Annotated in this window: 10 protein-coding genes, 3 rRNA genes and 1 pseudogene; 12 read left to right on the top strand and 2 right to left on the bottom strand. The window is 64.4% G+C overall.

What is annotated here, in order from left to right; all coding sequences use genetic code 11:
- Positions 1–55: 55 nt before the first annotated feature.
- Positions 56–601: pseudogene (locus OG241_RS24065) on the bottom strand (tryptophan--tRNA ligase); the annotation flags it as partial.
- A 742-nt stretch (positions 602–1,343) separates the two neighbouring features.
- Between OG241_RS24065 and OG241_RS24060 the strand changes: the two are divergent.
- The 7 genes from OG241_RS24060 to OG241_RS24030 all read left to right on the top strand — a co-directional run bounded on the left by OG241_RS24060 (position 1,344) and on the right by OG241_RS24030 (position 10,535).
- Positions 1,344–2,870 (top strand): 16S ribosomal RNA (locus OG241_RS24060).
- 314 nt (positions 2,871–3,184) lie between these two features.
- Positions 3,185–6,307: ribosomal RNA gene (locus OG241_RS24055) — 23S ribosomal RNA — on the top strand.
- A 96-nt stretch (positions 6,308–6,403) separates the two neighbouring features.
- Positions 6,404–6,520: ribosomal RNA gene (rrf, locus tag OG241_RS24050) — 5S ribosomal RNA — on the top strand.
- The 16S, 23S and 5S rRNA genes sit together here, the layout of an rRNA operon.
- A gap of 82 nt (positions 6,521–6,602) precedes the next feature.
- Entirely contained in the window at positions 6,603–7,247 is a 645-nt protein-coding gene (locus tag OG241_RS24045) for an HAD family hydrolase (protein ID WP_405817759.1), read from the top strand.
- Positions 7,248–7,348: 101 nt separating this feature from the next.
- Positions 7,349–8,104, top strand: coding sequence for a VC0807 family protein (locus OG241_RS24040; RefSeq protein ID WP_405826405.1), 756 nt, complete (start codon positions 7,349–7,351; stop codon positions 8,102–8,104).
- A gap of 72 nt (positions 8,105–8,176) precedes the next feature.
- Positions 8,177–9,409, top strand: a complete 1,233-nt coding sequence (locus OG241_RS24035; protein WP_405817757.1) for an MFS transporter — start codon at positions 8,177–8,179, stop codon at positions 9,407–9,409.
- Positions 9,360–10,535, top strand: a complete 1,176-nt coding sequence (locus OG241_RS24030) for an acetoin utilization protein AcuC (RefSeq protein ID WP_405817755.1) — start codon at positions 9,360–9,362, stop codon at positions 10,533–10,535. The genes OG241_RS24035 and OG241_RS24030 overlap by 50 nt, the downstream gene beginning before the upstream one ends.
- Positions 10,536–10,567: 32 nt before the next feature.
- Here OG241_RS24030 and OG241_RS24025 read toward each other — a convergent pair whose 3' ends face one another.
- Positions 10,568–11,014 carry a hypothetical protein gene (locus OG241_RS24025; protein ID WP_405817753.1) on the bottom strand — a complete coding sequence of 149 codons (447 nt, stop codon included), beginning with the start codon at positions 11,012–11,014 and terminating at the stop codon, positions 10,568–10,570.
- Between the two features lie 245 nt (positions 11,015–11,259).
- On the opposite strand from OG241_RS24025, the gene OG241_RS24020 reads away from it, so the two are divergent.
- From OG241_RS24020 to OG241_RS24000, 5 genes are all read left to right on the top strand, one after another.
- The gene (locus tag OG241_RS24020) at positions 11,260–12,075 is read left to right on the top strand and encodes a phosphatase (RefSeq protein WP_405817751.1); all 816 of its coding nucleotides are present in this window, start codon (positions 11,260–11,262) and stop codon (positions 12,073–12,075) included.
- Positions 12,076–12,206: 131 nt separating this feature from the next.
- Positions 12,207–12,419, top strand: a complete 213-nt coding sequence (locus OG241_RS24015) for a helix-turn-helix domain-containing protein (protein WP_004984898.1) — start codon at positions 12,207–12,209, stop codon at positions 12,417–12,419.
- Positions 12,420–12,602: 183 nt separating this feature from the next.
- On the top strand, positions 12,603–12,701 hold the full coding sequence (locus tag OG241_RS24010; protein ID WP_003948845.1) for a 30S ribosomal protein bS22: 99 nt from the start codon (positions 12,603–12,605) through the stop codon (positions 12,699–12,701).
- 272 nt (positions 12,702–12,973) lie between these two features.
- On the top strand, positions 12,974–14,080 hold the full coding sequence (locus tag OG241_RS24005) for an NAD-dependent epimerase/dehydratase family protein (RefSeq protein WP_405817749.1): 1,107 nt from the start codon (positions 12,974–12,976) through the stop codon (positions 14,078–14,080).
- Positions 14,081–14,127: 47 nt separating this feature from the next.
- Complete coding sequence (locus OG241_RS24000) at positions 14,128–15,261, top strand: lysophospholipid acyltransferase family protein (protein ID WP_405817747.1); 1,134 nt, start codon at positions 14,128–14,130, stop codon at positions 15,259–15,261.
- Positions 15,262–15,319 lie beyond the last annotated feature (58 nt).

Here is a 15,319-nt window from a genome sequence, read left to right as displayed (position 1 = left end):
GGACTCGGAAGCAGCCGGCAGCAGTCCGACAGCCCGACAGGCGGCATCAACAGCCGCCCGCGCCCTCGCCCGAGCTCTCTCCGCCCCTCCCGCAGCACCCACTCCGCAAACCCGGGATCCGCGCACCCACCGCCGGGCGCGTGGCCCGAGGCACCACGAACGTGTGCCCGTACCGCTGGTTGAACCGCACCGCCAGATCCCGGGTCAGCTCGACATGCTGCGTCTGATCGTCCCCGACCGGCACCTCGTCGGCGCCTTACGCCAGGATGTCAACCGCCATCAGTACGGGATACGTCAGCAACGACAGCCGCACACTCCCACCCCGAGCCCGCTCCCGTGCCGCCTTCTCCCTATGACTCTGTACGAAGACGGCGCACAGCTCGGGATCGAGCCCCGACGCCAACAGCAGAGTCGCCGCCTGCCTGCTCAGCCGGCGCACGCGCGCGGGATCGTGGTCCACGGTCAGCGCGTGCAGATCGACGACGCAGAACAGGGAGTCCGCCCGGTGCTGGTCCACGGCGGCCCACCGTCGCATGGCCCCCAGGTGGTTCCCCAGCGTCAGATGTCCGGTCGGCCTGATCCCGCTGAAGACCCGTGTCATCTCCTCTCCACCTCCTGATTGAGCCCACCCCACCCGGCGGGCCAACCCCCTTACCGGCACCGAGTTGACACACCCCAGGGCCATACGTAGTGTTCTCCGAGTTGTTCGACGTGAGCGCCGACCCCGGTCGGTCCCCGGACAGCCACTCCGCAGGTACCCAGCAACGGTCGACGACCTGTCGTCGCGCCGGTGGCATGTCATTGGCATGCGTATTTGTGAAATGAGGAATCCGCGTTCGAAAGGACGCACCCCCCGATTGGCTCGGGAGGCAGGGAATCCGCTAAAGTCTCACTCGTCGGAACGGCCCAACGGCCGGGAGGACAAGCCCCACTGACTGGGAATCAGGCCCGAAAGGATCTGGTAGAGTCGGACTCGCCAGAAAGGGAAACGCGAAAGCGAAAACCTGGAAAGCACCGAGGAAATCGGATACGGAAACGGTCTGATAGAGTCGGAAACGCAAGACAGCAAGACAAAGTTAAACAGTAGGACCGAAGGGAAACTGCCCGGAGGAAAGCCTGAGAGAGTCTCTTGGGTGAGTACGAAGGAAGCGTCCGTTCCTTGAGAACTCAACAGCGTGCCAAAAATCAACGCCAGATTTGTTGATACCCCGGCTCACGGAATGTTCTGTGAGTTCGAGGTTCCTTTGAAGTAACACAAACACAGCGAGGACGCTGTGAACGGTCGGGCTTATTCCGCTTGACTGTTCCGCTCTCGTGTGTGTGCACCGGATATCCGGTAAACATTCACGGAGAGTTTGATCCTGGCTCAGGACGAACGCTGGCGGCGTGCTTAACACATGCAAGTCGAACGATGAAGCCTTTCGGGGTGGATTAGTGGCGAACGGGTGAGTAACACGTGGGCAATCTGCCCTGCACTCTGGGACAAGCCCTGGAAACGGGGTCTAATACCGGATAATACCTTCCCTCGCATGGGGGTGGGTTCAAAGCTCCGGCGGTGCAGGATGAGCCCGCGGCCTATCAGCTTGTTGGTGAGGTAGTGGCTCACCAAGGCGACGACGGGTAGCCGGCCTGAGAGGGCGACCGGCCACACTGGGACTGAGACACGGCCCAGACTCCTACGGGAGGCAGCAGTGGGGAATATTGCACAATGGGCGAAAGCCTGATGCAGCGACGCCGCGTGAGGGATGACGGCCTTCGGGTTGTAAACCTCTTTCAGCAGGGAAGAAGCGAAAGTGACGGTACCTGCAGAAGAAGCGCCGGCTAACTACGTGCCAGCAGCCGCGGTAATACGTAGGGCGCAAGCGTTGTCCGGAATTATTGGGCGTAAAGAGCTCGTAGGCGGTCTGTCGCGTCGGATGTGAAAGCCCGGGGCTTAACCCCGGGTCTGCATTCGATACGGGCAGACTAGAGTGTGGTAGGGGAGATCGGAATTCCTGGTGTAGCGGTGAAATGCGCAGATATCAGGAGGAACACCGGTGGCGAAGGCGGATCTCTGGGCCATTACTGACGCTGAGGAGCGAAAGCGTGGGGAGCGAACAGGATTAGATACCCTGGTAGTCCACGCCGTAAACGGTGGGAACTAGGTGTTGGCGACATTCCACGTCGTCGGTGCCGCAGCTAACGCATTAAGTTCCCCGCCTGGGGAGTACGGCCGCAAGGCTAAAACTCAAAGGAATTGACGGGGGCCCGCACAAGCAGCGGAGCATGTGGCTTAATTCGACGCAACGCGAAGAACCTTACCAAGGCTTGACATACACCGGAAACATCCAGAGATGGGTGCCCCCTTGTGGTCGGTGTACAGGTGGTGCATGGCTGTCGTCAGCTCGTGTCGTGAGATGTTGGGTTAAGTCCCGCAACGAGCGCAACCCTTGTTCTGTGTTGCCAGCATGCCCTTCGGGGTGATGGGGACTCACAGGAGACTGCCGGGGTCAACTCGGAGGAAGGTGGGGACGACGTCAAGTCATCATGCCCCTTATGTCTTGGGCTGCACACGTGCTACAATGGCCGGTACAATGAGCTGCGATGCCGTGAGGCGGAGCGAATCTCAAAAAGCCGGTCTCAGTTCGGATTGGGGTCTGCAACTCGACCCCATGAAGTCGGAGTTGCTAGTAATCGCAGATCAGCATTGCTGCGGTGAATACGTTCCCGGGCCTTGTACACACCGCCCGTCACGTCACGAAAGTCGGTAACACCCGAAGCCGGTGGCCCAACCCCTTACGGGGAGGGAGCTGTCGAAGGTGGGACTGGCGATTGGGACGAAGTCGTAACAAGGTAGCCGTACCGGAAGGTGCGGCTGGATCACCTCCTTTCTAAGGAGCATCTAGGCCGCCAGACATTGTCTGGTGGTCCAGGGCCAGTACATCGGCGCATGTCCGATGCTGGTTGCTCATGGGTGGAACGTTGATTATTCGGCACTCTTGACTGTCTTCTCCTTCCAGTACTGTCCTTCGGGGCGTGGAACGTTGAGGGAAGCGGTGAGAGGGCCGGGCACGCTGTTGGGTGTCTGAGGGTACGGCCGGAAACGGTCGCCTTCAGTGTCGGCCCCAGTGAACTCGCCCGTGTGGGTGGGGTGGTGGGTGGTTGGTCGTTGTTTGAGAACTGCACAGTGGACGCGAGCATCTGTGGCCAAGTTTTTAAGGGCGCACGGTGGATGCCTTGGCACCAGGAACCGATGAAGGACGTGGGAGGCCACGATAGTCCCCGGGGAGTCGTCAACCAGGCTTTGATCCGGGGGTTTCCGAATGGGGAAACCCGGCAGTCGTCATGGGCTGTCACCCACATCTGAACACATAGGGTGTGTGGAGGGAACGCGGGGAAGTGAAACATCTCAGTACCCGCAGGAAGAGAAAACAACCGTGATTCCGGGAGTAGTGGCGAGCGAAACCGGATGAGGCCAAACCGTATACGTGTGAGACCCGGCAGGGGTTGCGTGTGCGGGGTTGTGGGATCTCTCTTTCACAGTCTGCCGGCTGTGAGGCGAGTCAGAAACCGTTGGTGTAGGCGAAGGACATGCGAAAGGTCCGGCGTAGAGGGTAAGACCCCCGTAGTCGAAACATCAGCGGCTCGTTTGAGAGACACCCAAGTAGCACGGGGCCCGAGAAATCCCGTGTGAATCTGGCGGGACCACCCGTTAAGCCTAAATATTCCCTGGTGACCGATAGCGGATAGTACCGTGAGGGAATGGTGAAAAGTACCGCGGGAGCGGAGTGAAATAGTACCTGAAACCGTGTGCCTACAAGCCGTGGGAGCGTCGCGCGCCAAGTTTACTTGGTGCGTCGTGACTGCGTGCCTTTTGAAGAATGAGCCTGCGAGTTTGCGGTGTGTTGCGAGGTTAACCCGTGTGGGGAAGCCGTAGCGAAAGCGAGTCCGAATAGGGCGATTCAGTAGCGCGCTCAAGACCCGAAGCGGAGTGATCTAGCCATGGGCAGGTTGAAGCGGAGGTAAGACTTCGTGGAGGACCGAACCCACCAGGGTTGAAAACCTGGGGGATGACCTGTGGTTAGGGGTGAAAGGCCAATCAAACTCCGTGATAGCTGGTTCTCCCCGAAATGCATTTAGGTGCAGCGTCGTGTGTTTCTTGCCGGAGGTAGAGCACTGGATAGGCGATGGGCCCTACCGGGTTACTGACCTTAGCCAAACTCCGAATGCCGGTAAGTGAGAGCACGGCAGTGAGACTGTGGGGGATAAGCTCCATGGTCGAGAGGGAAACAGCCCAGAGCATCGACTAAGGCCCCTAAGCGTACGCTAAGTGGGAAAGGATGTGGAGTCGCACAGACAACCAGGAGGTTGGCTTAGAAGCAGCCACCCTTGAAAGAGTGCGTAATAGCTCACTGGTCTAGTGATTCCGCGCCGACAATGTAGCGGGGCTCAAGCGTACCGCCGAAGTCGTGTCATTCCAGCAATAGGGCCAACGCCTGCTGGGATGGGTAGGGGAGCGTCGTGTGCCGGGTGAAGCTGCAGCGGAAGCTAGTGGTGGACGGTTCACGAGTGAGAATGCAGGCATGAGTAGCGATACACACGTGGGAAACGTGTGCGCCGATTGACTAAGGGTTCCTGGGTCAAGCTGATCTGCCCAGGGTAAGTCGGGACCTAAGGCGAGGCCGACAGGCGTAGTCGATGGATAACCGGTTGATATTCCGGTACCCGCTGTGAAGCGTCAAACATTGAACCAGGCGATGCTAAGTCCGTGAAGCCGCCCCGGAGCCTTCGGGCAAGGGGGAGTGGTGGAGCCGACGGACCAGACCTGCAGTAGGTGAGTGATGGGGTGACGCAGGAAGGTAGTCCATCCCGGGCGGTGGTTGTCCCGGGGTAAGGGTGTAGGCCGTGCGATAGGCAAATCCGTCGCACATTAAGGCTGAGACCTGATGCCGAGCCGATTGTGGTGAAGTGGATGATCCTATGCTGTCGAGAAAAGCCTCTAGCGAGTTTCATGGCGGCCCGTACCCTAAACCGACTCAGGTGGTCAGGTAGAGAATACCGAGGCGTTCGGGTGAACTATGGTTAAGGAACTCGGCAAAATGCCCCCGTAACTTCGGGAGAAGGGGGGCCATCACCGGTGAGGAAACTTGCTTTCCGAGCTGGGGGTGGCCGCAGAGACCAGCGAGAAGCGACTGTTTACTAAAAACACAGGTCCGTGCGAAGCCGTAAGGCGATGTATACGGACTGACGCCTGCCCGGTGCTGGAACGTTAAGGGGACCGGTTAGTCACATTTCGGTGTGGCGAAGCTGAGAACTTAAGCGCCAGTAAACGGCGGTGGTAACTATAACCATCCTAAGGTAGCGAAATTCCTTGTCGGGTAAGTTCCGACCTGCACGAATGGCGTAACGACTTCTCGACTGTCTCAACCATAGGCCCGGTGAAATTGCACTACGAGTAAAGATGCTCGTTTCGCGCAGCAGGACGGAAAGACCCCGGGACCTTTACTATAGTTTGATATTGGTGTTCGGTTCGGCTTGTGTAGGATAGCTGGGAGACTGTGAAGTGGGCACGCCAGTGTCTGTGGAGTCGTCGTTGAAATACCAGTCTGGTCGTGCTGGATGTCTAACCTGGGTCCGTGATCCGGATCAGGGACAGTGTCTGATGGGTAGTTTAACTGGGGCGGTTGCCTCCTAAAGAGTAACGGAGGCGCCCAAAGGTTCCCTCAGCCTGGTTGGCAATCAGGTGTTGAGTGTAAGTGCACAAGGGAGCTTGACTGTGAGACCGACGGGTCGAGCAGGGACGAAAGTCGGGACTAGTGATCCGGCGGTGGCTTGTGGAAGCGCCGTCGCTCAACGGATAAAAGGTACCCCGGGGATAACAGGCTGATCTTCCCCAAGAGTCCATATCGACGGGATGGTTTGGCACCTCGATGTCGGCTCGTCGCATCCTGGGGCTGGAGTCGGTCCCAAGGGTTGGGCTGTTCGCCCATTAAAGCGGTACGCGAGCTGGGTTTAGAACGTCGTGAGACAGTTCGGTCCCTATCCGCTGCGCGCGCAGGAACATTGAGAAGGGCTGTCCCTAGTACGAGAGGACCGGGACGGACGAACCTCTGGTGTGCCAGTTGTCCTGCCAAGGGCATGGCTGGTTGGCTACGTTCGGGAGGGATAACCGCTGAAAGCATCTAAGCGGGAAGCCTGCTTCGAGATGAGTGTTCCCACCCACTAGATGGGTTAAGGCTCCCAGTAGACGACTGGGTTGATAGGCCAGATCTGGAAGCCCGGTAACGGGTGGAGGTGACTGGTACTAATAGGCCGAGGGCTTGTCCTCAGTTGCTCGCGTCCACTGTGTTGGTTCTGAAACCACGAACAACCCCACCCCCGTTGGTTATGGGGGGTGGTGCGGTTGATATGTGTTTCACCGTGTTTCGGTGGTCATAGCGTGAGGGAAACGCCCGGTTACATTCCGAACCCGGAAGCTAAGCCTCACAGCGCCGATGGTACTGCAGGGGGGACCCTGTGGGAGAGTAGGACACCGCCGAACAAATATTGCGAAAAGCCCCGTACCGGGAAACCGGTCCGGGGCTTTTCTGTGTTTCCGGTCGTTCGGCATTTAGGGTCCAGTTATGCGCTATGACCTTGTCATCTTCGACAACGACGGTGTACTCGTCGACAGTGAGGCGATCTCCAACACGCTTCTGGCCGCCTATCTCACCGAACTCGGGCATCCGACCTCGTACGAGGACTCCCTGCGCGACTACATGGGCTCGGCCATGCACCGTGTACACGATCTGGTGGAAGAGCGCAGCGGGCGGCGGTTGCCGGACGACTTCGATGACGTATTTCACAGTCGGGTGTTCGCCGCCTTCGAGCGGGAGTTGCAGCCGGTGGTCGGCGTGGTGGACGTACTGGAGAAGTTGGTGGCCGACGGAGTCCCGTACTGTGTGGCTTCCTCCGGGAGTCATGAGCGGATTCGGGTGGGGCATCGGACTACCGGGCTCGATCGGTGGTTCGACGCGGAGCGGGTCTTCAGTGCGCAGGACGTGGGGCGGGGCAAGCCGGCGCCCGATCTGTTTCTTCACGCGGCGGAACGCATGGGGGTGGCGGCCGACCGGTGTGTGGTGGTGGAGGACAGTCCGTTGGGGGTGCGGGCCGCTGTGGCCGCCGGGATGGAGGTGCTCGGGTTCACCGCCATGACTCCCGCCGAGCGGCTGGTCGGGGCCACTCAACTCTTCGGCAGCATGTGCGAGTTGGCTGACCTGCTCGTTTGAGGCCGGGCATGCGGTGGCGCTGACAATTGTCATGCCAGGCTCTGGACGTTCGTTTCTGTTGGCGGGGTGGGGGTGACCGCGAGGCTTGAGGCATGACAACAGTGACGACGAACTCGGCCTCCCTTCGACGGAGCCTTCTGCCGCTGGTCCTCGACGTGGCGGTGCCTGTCGGGTCGTACTACGTGTTCAGGAACGGGCTCGGGATGAGCGCCGTCGCCGCCCTCGGGTGGAGCAGTGCAGTTCCGGCGGTGCGGACCGGGTGGAGTGTGGTCCGGCGGCGGACGGTCAACGCGATGGCCGCGCTCATCCTCGTGGTCAATGTCGCGGGGGTGCTGCTCAGCTTTGTCGCCGGGGACGCGCGGCTGATGCTGGTGAAGGACAGCGGGATCAGCAGTGTCATCGGGATCGGCGTGCTGGTGTCGGTCCGGCTGGGGCGGCCGATGATGACCGAGGGGATGAAGCCGTTCCTCCTCAGGGGGGATGCCGAGCGGATCGCCGCCTGGGAGCGGCTGGTCAGTGGGTCCCCCCGGTTTCGGCGGGCCGAGCGGACCTTCTCGGTGGTGTGGGGTGTGGTGCTGCTGGGGGAGTGCGTCGCGCGGATCGTGGGGGTGTACGTCCTCTCCGTCGACACCATGGTCTGGCTCGGCACCGTCGTGATGGTCGGGGCGATGCTGCTGGGAGTTCTCGTCGGCGGTGCGCTCGCTGTCGAGCCCATGAAGCTGATGCTTCGCGCAGAGGTCGCCCGTCAGCGCGAGGGCGGTGGCGACGGCACGGACGCTGGTGTTGAGGCCTGTTCCGGCACCAAGCGTGGTGGTGTCGTGGCTCACCGTGTCCGGATGGATGTCATTGCCGGGTGAGATCAAAGGTGAGCGGAATTCATCTTCGGAATCATCTACCCACGAGTAAGCCGGGGCCCTACGCTCGCCGCCATGACAGATGTGCTGCGGCGCGGTAGGGCCTCGCTGGCGTTCAGCTTTTTTGCTCAGGGCGCCGCCTTCGCGCTGCTCGTGACACGGATCCCGGCCATCCAGGACCGGTACGGCATCTCCGACGCGATGCTGCCGATCTTCCTGGCCGCCGTGCCAGTGCTGGCCGGGGTCGGCAGCGTGTGCTCCGAGCAGGTGGTGAAGCGGGTGCGCCCCAGTCTCGTACTGAGGTGGGCGCAGCCCGTCGTGCTCCTGGCGCTGCTCGCTGTCGGCGCCGGGGACCATGTCGCCGAACTGGCTGTGGCGCTGGGGGCGTTCGGGCTGGCCGTCGGTGGGCTCGACGCCTCGATGAACATGCTCGGGGTGAGTCTGCAGCGGGCGTACGGGCGCAGCATCATGCTGGGGTTCCATGCGGCGTTCAGCCTGGGTGGGATAGTCGGGGCCTCGCTGGCCTGGGTCGGCGCGCACTGGCATCTCGCCCTCTTCGTGTCCTATCTGCCTGTCGTTGCCGTGCTGTTGCCGGCCGCGCTGGTCGGAAGCCGGTGGTATGCCGACGCGCGGGACGGGCAGTCCGACGCGGTGCCGAGTGACGCGCCCCCTGCGGGGGCCGACTCGGGTGCCCTTGTCTTCAGGCTGTTGCTGCCGCTGTGTCTGGTGATGACGTTCGCCTACATCGGGGACTCGACGGTCTCCAACTGGAGTGCGAAGTATCTGCAGGACGTGCTCGGGAGTTCCGAGCAGCTCGCGACCCTTCCGTACAACGTCTACATGGGCACCACGCTCGTCGGGCGGGCCATCGGGGATGTCGGGGTACGGCGGTTCGGGGCCGTGGCCGTCGTGCGGGTGGGGGCGATGCTGGCGGCGCTCGGGTTCGGTGTCGTGGCCGTGGCGCCCGGGGCGTGGGTCGGGATGCTCGGGTTCACGTTGCTGGGGCTCGGGCTGTGTGTGATCGTGCCGCAGACGTTCGCCGCCGCCGGGCGGCTGTTCCCCGGGGCCTCGGACGCGGCCGTGGCGCGACTCAACATCTTCAATTACGTCGGTTTCCTGGTCGGTTCGCCGCTGGTGGGGGCTTTGGGTGATCTGTGGAGCTACCGCGGGGCGATGCTCGTACCGATGGTGTTGGTCCTGGTGACGTTGAAGTACGCGGGGTCGTTCGATCCGGGACTGGCCGGATACGGTGACGGGCATGAGCGGCCGCGCACAGCTGATGTGGGACGAGGCAGTAACGGGCTATGACTTCGGCCCGGATCACCCGATGGATCCGGTCCGGCTCGCCCTGACCCGGCGACTCGTCGACGCCTTCGGGCTCGACCGGGAAGTGGACGTGGTCTCGGCGAAGCCCGCCGGGGAGTCGACCCTGCGGCTTGTGCACCGTGAGGACTACATCGAGGCGGTCAAGGCGGCGTCCGTCGATCCGGGGGCGGCCGACACGGCGTACGGGCTCGGGACCGTCGATGATCCGGCCTTTGCCGGGATGCACGAGGTGTCCGCGCTGATCGCGGGGCAGTCGGTCGGGGCCGCCGAGGCGGTGTGGCGCGGAGAGGCTCTGCACGCCGTCAACTTCGCGGGCGGTCTGCATCACGCGATGCCGGGCGGCGCGTCCGGGTTCTGTATCTACAACGACGCCTCGCTGGCCATCGCCCGGCTGCTGGAGCTGGGGGCCGAGCGCGTCGCCTACGTGGATGTGGACGTGCATCACGGGGACGGGGTCCAGGCCGCGTTCTGGGAGGACCCGCGGGTGCTGACCATCTCGCTGCACGAGCATCCGCGCACACTGTTCCCGCAGACGGGGTGGCCCGAGGAGACGGGGGCGGAAGGCCCGGCCGCGGGGAGCGCGGTCAACGTCGCGTTGCCGGCGGGGACCGGGGACGCCGGGTGGCTGCGGGCCTTTCACGCGGTGGTGCCCGAGCTGATCGCCGACTTCCGGCCGCAGGTGCTGGTCACCCAGCACGGGGCCGACACCCACTTCGAGGACCCGCTCGCGCATCTCGCCGTGTCGTTGGACGCGCAGCGGGCGGTGCAGGTCGCCTGTCACGACCTCGCGCACGAGTACGCCGACGGGAAGTGGGTCGCCCTGGGCGGTGGCGGCTACGCGGTGGTGGAGGTCGTACCGCGGTCCTGGACGCATCTGGTGGCGATCGCGGCGGGTCGGGCCGTCGAGCCGACGGCGATGATCCCGGAGGGGTGGCGGCAGGAAGTGTTCGCGCGTACGCGGCAGTTGGCGCCGGCGCGGATGACGGACGGGCGGTGGCCGGTGGCCTACGCCGACTGGGAGTCGGGGTACGACCCCGCCGACCGTCTCGACCAGGCGGTCGTGGCGGCTCGGCGGGCCGTGTTCCCGCTGCGTGGGCTGCTGGCGTAGGGCGCGGCCCGCCCGGTCGGGTCGGCAGGCGATCAGGCGCAGTAACCGATCTCGCTGTTGTAGTAGATGTCGATCGAGCCGCTCCACTCCAGGCACGGGTCGTTGGCCGTGACGGAGTCCACGTAGACCGGTCCCGCGTACTCCTTGAAGGAGCCGTAGTCCTTCGCGGGGGCTCCGGAGGAGGGCGCGGTGTCGAGGGTGACCTCCATGAACAGGCGGGTGCCCGGCTTGGTGCGGACAAGGACAGCGCAGTGCTTGTGGTCGGTACGGCTGTAGGTGACGTACAGCACGCCGATGACGTTGGTCTGGGACGACTTCACGTCCAGCACGTTCTGGACGCGGTATCCGGTGCCGCAGGCTCCGTTGTAGGCGCCGGGTTCAGCCGCCGCGGAGGCCGGGGCGGTGGCGACGGCCGTGCCTACGAGGCTGAGGGCGGCGAGCGCGGTGGCCGTGGCGGCGGTACGACGGGACAGCTTCATGGTGTTCCCCCTGTGGTGGTGACGGTCGGTGTGTGCGGGGCGTGGATACCGGTGGTCGGCCGGCTGGTGCCGCACACGTGAGATGAGACAAGGGAACGCACAGGACAGTTGCGGTCGTTGTTGTCACGGTCCTGTCATCCGTGTAACAGGCTGTCCGGGGGTGTGGTTCGCGGTATTACGCCAACTGTGCGGTGTTTTCGGCGTTCCCGCCGTGCCCGGTGCCGCCGTCCGTCACCATCGCTTTCGTGTTGAGCGCCGGCGCCCTCCGCGCCCATCTCCTGGCGGCCCGTCTCGCCGGGCCCGTGGCCACCTCGCGGGAGGAGAGTCTGCGGAGCTATCGGCTGTTCGCCGCTCGTGATCCGCGGGCGCTGATCGGACTCGATCCCGAACAGGCTTGGCAGCAACGGGATCTGATCGGTTTGATGGCCGACAGATGTGGGGTTTCGCCCGATCCGCAGTGCGTCTCCGGGTGGGATGTGATCGATCCGGAACGGACCCTCGTCGCCCTCGACGCCTTCGCCGAGCGACTCTCCGCAGTCGCGCGTCGCCGTGCCCCGGTACTCCTGGGCACCGGTCACCCGCACCGACTGCTCGGTTTCTACGCCGCGTTGGCGGACGCTCTGTCGGCGGCGGGATGTGCTGTCCTCACCCCGGCGCAGGGTAGCTCTGTCGACATAACGACCCGGTTCGGTCTACGCACGTACAACCTCGACTACGTACGAGGGGTCGCCCTCGCCCGGGAACCGCGTGCTGGGGCCACCCGGCGTGAGCCCGGCGCACACACGCACTCTCCCCTCCCCGTTCGGACCGCTCTGGCCGCCGCCGCAGAGGCCGGCGGAACGCTCCCGGAGCTGGTGATCGGGGACCACGGATGGGTCTGCGGCGCAGGTCAGTTGGGGTTCGAGGCCATCGGGCTGGCCGATACGGACGATCCCGCACTGTTCGTCGGATGGGCCGAGGGGCGCGTGTCCGTCGTCGTTCCACTTGATGACGCTGTGCGGTCCGATTACTACCGGCCGATTACCCGCTACGTACTCAATCGAGCGTGTCTGTCACAGTAGGCCGCCGATGGGTGCACCTCTTCCCCACTCGCATCACCCGCCCCTACATTGGGGAGTGAGCACGCAGCGACGAAGAGTCACCGGAAGGGGAAGCCGGTGGCCGGGTCGAGTGCGGAAGGTTCAGGTGTGTCATGGCTGCAGCTGGCGAGAGGCCTCTGAACGAGGTTCAGTTCCTTACCGTGGCGGAAGTCGCCTCGGTGATGCGAGTGTCGAAGATGACCGTGTACCGGTTGGTGCACAGCGGTCATCTGCCCGCGATTCGGGTGGGGCGGTCCTTCCGTGTCCCCGAACAAGCGGTTCACGAGTACCTCCGCGAGAGCTATGTGGGGGTGGAGACAGCCTGACGGCGGTCGACAGGGGGCGGATGGGGACCCTCAGGGCTTTACCGGGTCCCTCCTGATCTCGTCCGATCTCCTCGATTGCCCTCGATTACGACCTCAGCGCTCGGACGGGTAGGCTGGCCCCTTGTAGGTCGTATGGGCCCATGGCGCCCAACGCCGAGTGATGAGAAGTGAGCGAGGGTAGTCGTGGGCTCTGTTATCAAGAAGCGGCGCAAGCGGATGGCCAAGAAGAAGCACCGCAAGCTGCTGAAGCGCACGCGTGTTCAGCGTCGCAACAAGAAGTAGGTAGTCGGTCCGGTCGCGAGACCAGGACCGCTACCGCTCCTCGACGCCGCTGAAACGCGAGCGAGAGCGAGTGTGAAGGCTGTGGCCCCCCACCGATATCGGTGGGGGGCCACGGTCGTGTTGATCCGTTTGACCCGTCTGTGTGCGTCCTCGTGACGTCACGCAGCGGGCGGTCATCACAGCGCAACAACAACCCGCTAGGTTGGGCTCCACACACGGGGAACACGGAAGCGGACGCGGACGGGAACATTGCTGGAAGGAAGGCGCTGATCTTGGGCAAGGTCGTGCTCGTGACCGGAGTGGCCCGTCAGCTGGGGGGCCGGTTCGTCCGACGGATCCAGCGTGACCCCCAGGTTGACCGAGTCATCGGCGTGGACGCGGTTCCCCCCGAGCACCATCTGGGCGGCGCCGAATTCGTCCAGGCAGACATCCGGCAGCCCACCATCGCGAGGGTGCTCGCCGAGACGAACGCCGACACGGTCGTCCATCTGGACGTGACGGGCATCGCGCTGGGCAGCGGCAGCCGGGCCATGGTCAAGGAGACCAACGTCATCGGCACCATGCAGTTGCTGGGCGCCTGTCAGAAGTCGCCCACGGTGAAGCGGCTGGTCGTGAAGTCCAGTACGAACGTGTACGGGTCGGCGCCCCGCGATCCGGCGGTCTTCACCGAGAACACCCCGCCCAAGTCGCTGCCCAGCGGCGGCTTCGCGAAGGACGCGGTGGAGGTCGAGGGGTATGTGCGCGGGTTCGCCCGGCGGCGGCCCGACGTCGCGGTGGCGGTGCTGCGCTTCGCCAACATCCTGGGGCCGACCGCGGACTCGCCGCTCGCCCAGTACTTCGCGATGCCGGTCCTGCCGACCGTGTTCGGCTACGACCCGCGGCTCCAGTTCGTGCACGAGGACGACGTGATCGAGGTCCTGCGCATCGCCTCGCACGAGCCGGAACGCGGAACGCTCAACAGCGGCACGTTCAACATCGCCGGCGACGGAGTCCTGCTGCTCTCGCAGTGCTCCCGGCGCCTCGGCCGTCCGACCGTGCCGCTGCTGCTGCCCGCGGTCAACTGGGCCGGCTCGCTGGTACGTACGCTGGGGGTGACGGACTTCTCGCCCGAGCAGATCCGGCTGCTCACGCACGGCCGGGTCGTGGCGACGAACCAGATGCGCGAGACCCTGGGCTATCGGCCGAAGTTCACCACAGCCGGGACGTTCGAGGACTTCGCGCGTGTCCGTGGTCCCGGTCTGCTGCCGCCGGAGGCCCTCGCGGGGGTCGTCGACCGGATCGCCGCGCTGCCGTTCGTCCCCTTCGCGGGCCGCGGCCGTACGCAGGCCACGACAGGCGGGACGGGCACGACGACCGGGACAGCCGCGCAAGCGACCTGACGGAACAGCCCACCGAAGCAGAGCGCCAACCGAGGAGCGCATCAACGATGGCGGATGCCAAGGTCATTCCGTTCGACGACGACAGGTCCCGCACGGGCGCCGTCCCGCGGCCGTCGCGCCGCCGGAGCGGGGGAGGCGGGGGGAGCGGCCGGCGCAAGGGCGAACCGGCGGTGATTCACGAGGTCCAGCCCCTGCCGGGACTGGGCCGCCGGCAGGATGATGTCCATGTGACACGAGACCAACAGCCGCCCCAGGAGCCCCAGAAGTCGCAGGAGCCCCAGGAGTCGCAGGACCAGCCGGGGCACCAGTCCCCGTCGTCCTCCCCGCACGGCGGCGTAGTCGGCGGCCTGGAGCGCCGGATCGCGGGCGGGCTGTCCTTCCTGCGGCGCCGGCTCACCGGCGACTACGAGGTCGACGAGTTCGGCTACGACGCCGAACTCACCGACCAGGTCCTGATGTCGATGGTGCGCCCGCTGTACGAGAAGTACTTCCGGGTCGAGGTCAAGGGCATCGAGAACATCCCCGCCGAGGGCGGTGCCCTGATCGTCGCCAACCACTCCGGGACGCTGCCGCTGGACGGCCTGATGATGCAGGTCGGCGTGCACGACAACCATCCGGCGGGGCGCCATCTCCGGCTGCTCGCGGCGGACCTGGTCTTCATGCTGCCGGTGGTCAACGAACTGGCCCGCAAGGCCGGTCACACGCTGGCCTGCGCCGAGGACGCGGAACGGCTCCTGGAGCGCGGCGAACTGGTCGGGGTGATGCCGGAGGGCTTCAAGGGCATCGGCAAGCCGTTCAGCGAGCGGTACAAGCTGCAGCGCTTCGGGCGTGGCGGCTTCGTGTCGACGGCACTGCGGCAGGGCGCGCCGATCATCCCGTGCTCGATCGTCGGGGCGGAGGAGATCTACCCGATGATCGGCAACGCGAAGACGCTGGCCCGGGTGCTGGGCTTCCCGTACTTCCCGATCACTCCGACGTTCCCGTGGCTGGGCCCGCTGGGCGCGATCCCGCTCCCCACGAAGTGGACGATCCAGTTCGGCGAGCCGATCCGTACGGACGGCTATCCGCCGGAGGCGGCCGAGGACCCGATGCTGATGTTCAACCTGACGGACCAGGTCAGGGAGCAGATCCAGCACACCCTGTACAAGCTGCTGGTGCAGCGGCGGTCGGTCTTCTTCTGACGCCGGTACGCCGGTTCGCCTACGGATGACGGCTGTACGTGTTCGGGGGCGCCCTTCC

The organism is Streptomyces sp. NBC_01390 (genome assembly GCF_045040105.1).
Lineage (GTDB): Bacteria > Actinomycetota > Actinomycetes > Streptomycetales > Streptomycetaceae > Streptomyces.
The sequence above is the reverse complement of the archived record's forward strand: the minus strand, read 5'-3'. Positions and strand labels throughout refer to the sequence as shown.

What these genes read in the sequence shown, in the direction of transcription:
- OG241_RS24035 (WP_405817757.1), top strand. Translation starts at nt 8,177, where the DNA reads ATGACAGATGTGCTGCGGCGCGGTAGGGCCTCGCTGGCGTTCAGCTTT.
- OG241_RS24015 (WP_004984898.1), top strand. Translation starts at nt 12,207, where the DNA reads ATGGCTGCAGCTGGCGAGAGGCCTCTGAACGAGGTTCAGTTCCTTACC.
- OG241_RS24025 (WP_405817753.1), bottom strand. Translation starts at nt 11,014, where the DNA reads ATGAAGCTGTCCCGTCGTACCGCCGCCACGGCCACCGCGCTCGCCGCC.
- OG241_RS24000 (WP_405817747.1), top strand. Translation starts at nt 14,128, where the DNA reads ATGGCGGATGCCAAGGTCATTCCGTTCGACGACGACAGGTCCCGCACG.
- OG241_RS24045 (WP_405817759.1), top strand. Translation starts at nt 6,603, where the DNA reads ATGCGCTATGACCTTGTCATCTTCGACAACGACGGTGTACTCGTCGAC.
- OG241_RS24030 (WP_405817755.1), top strand. Translation starts at nt 9,360, where the DNA reads ATGAGCGGCCGCGCACAGCTGATGTGGGACGAGGCAGTAACGGGCTAT.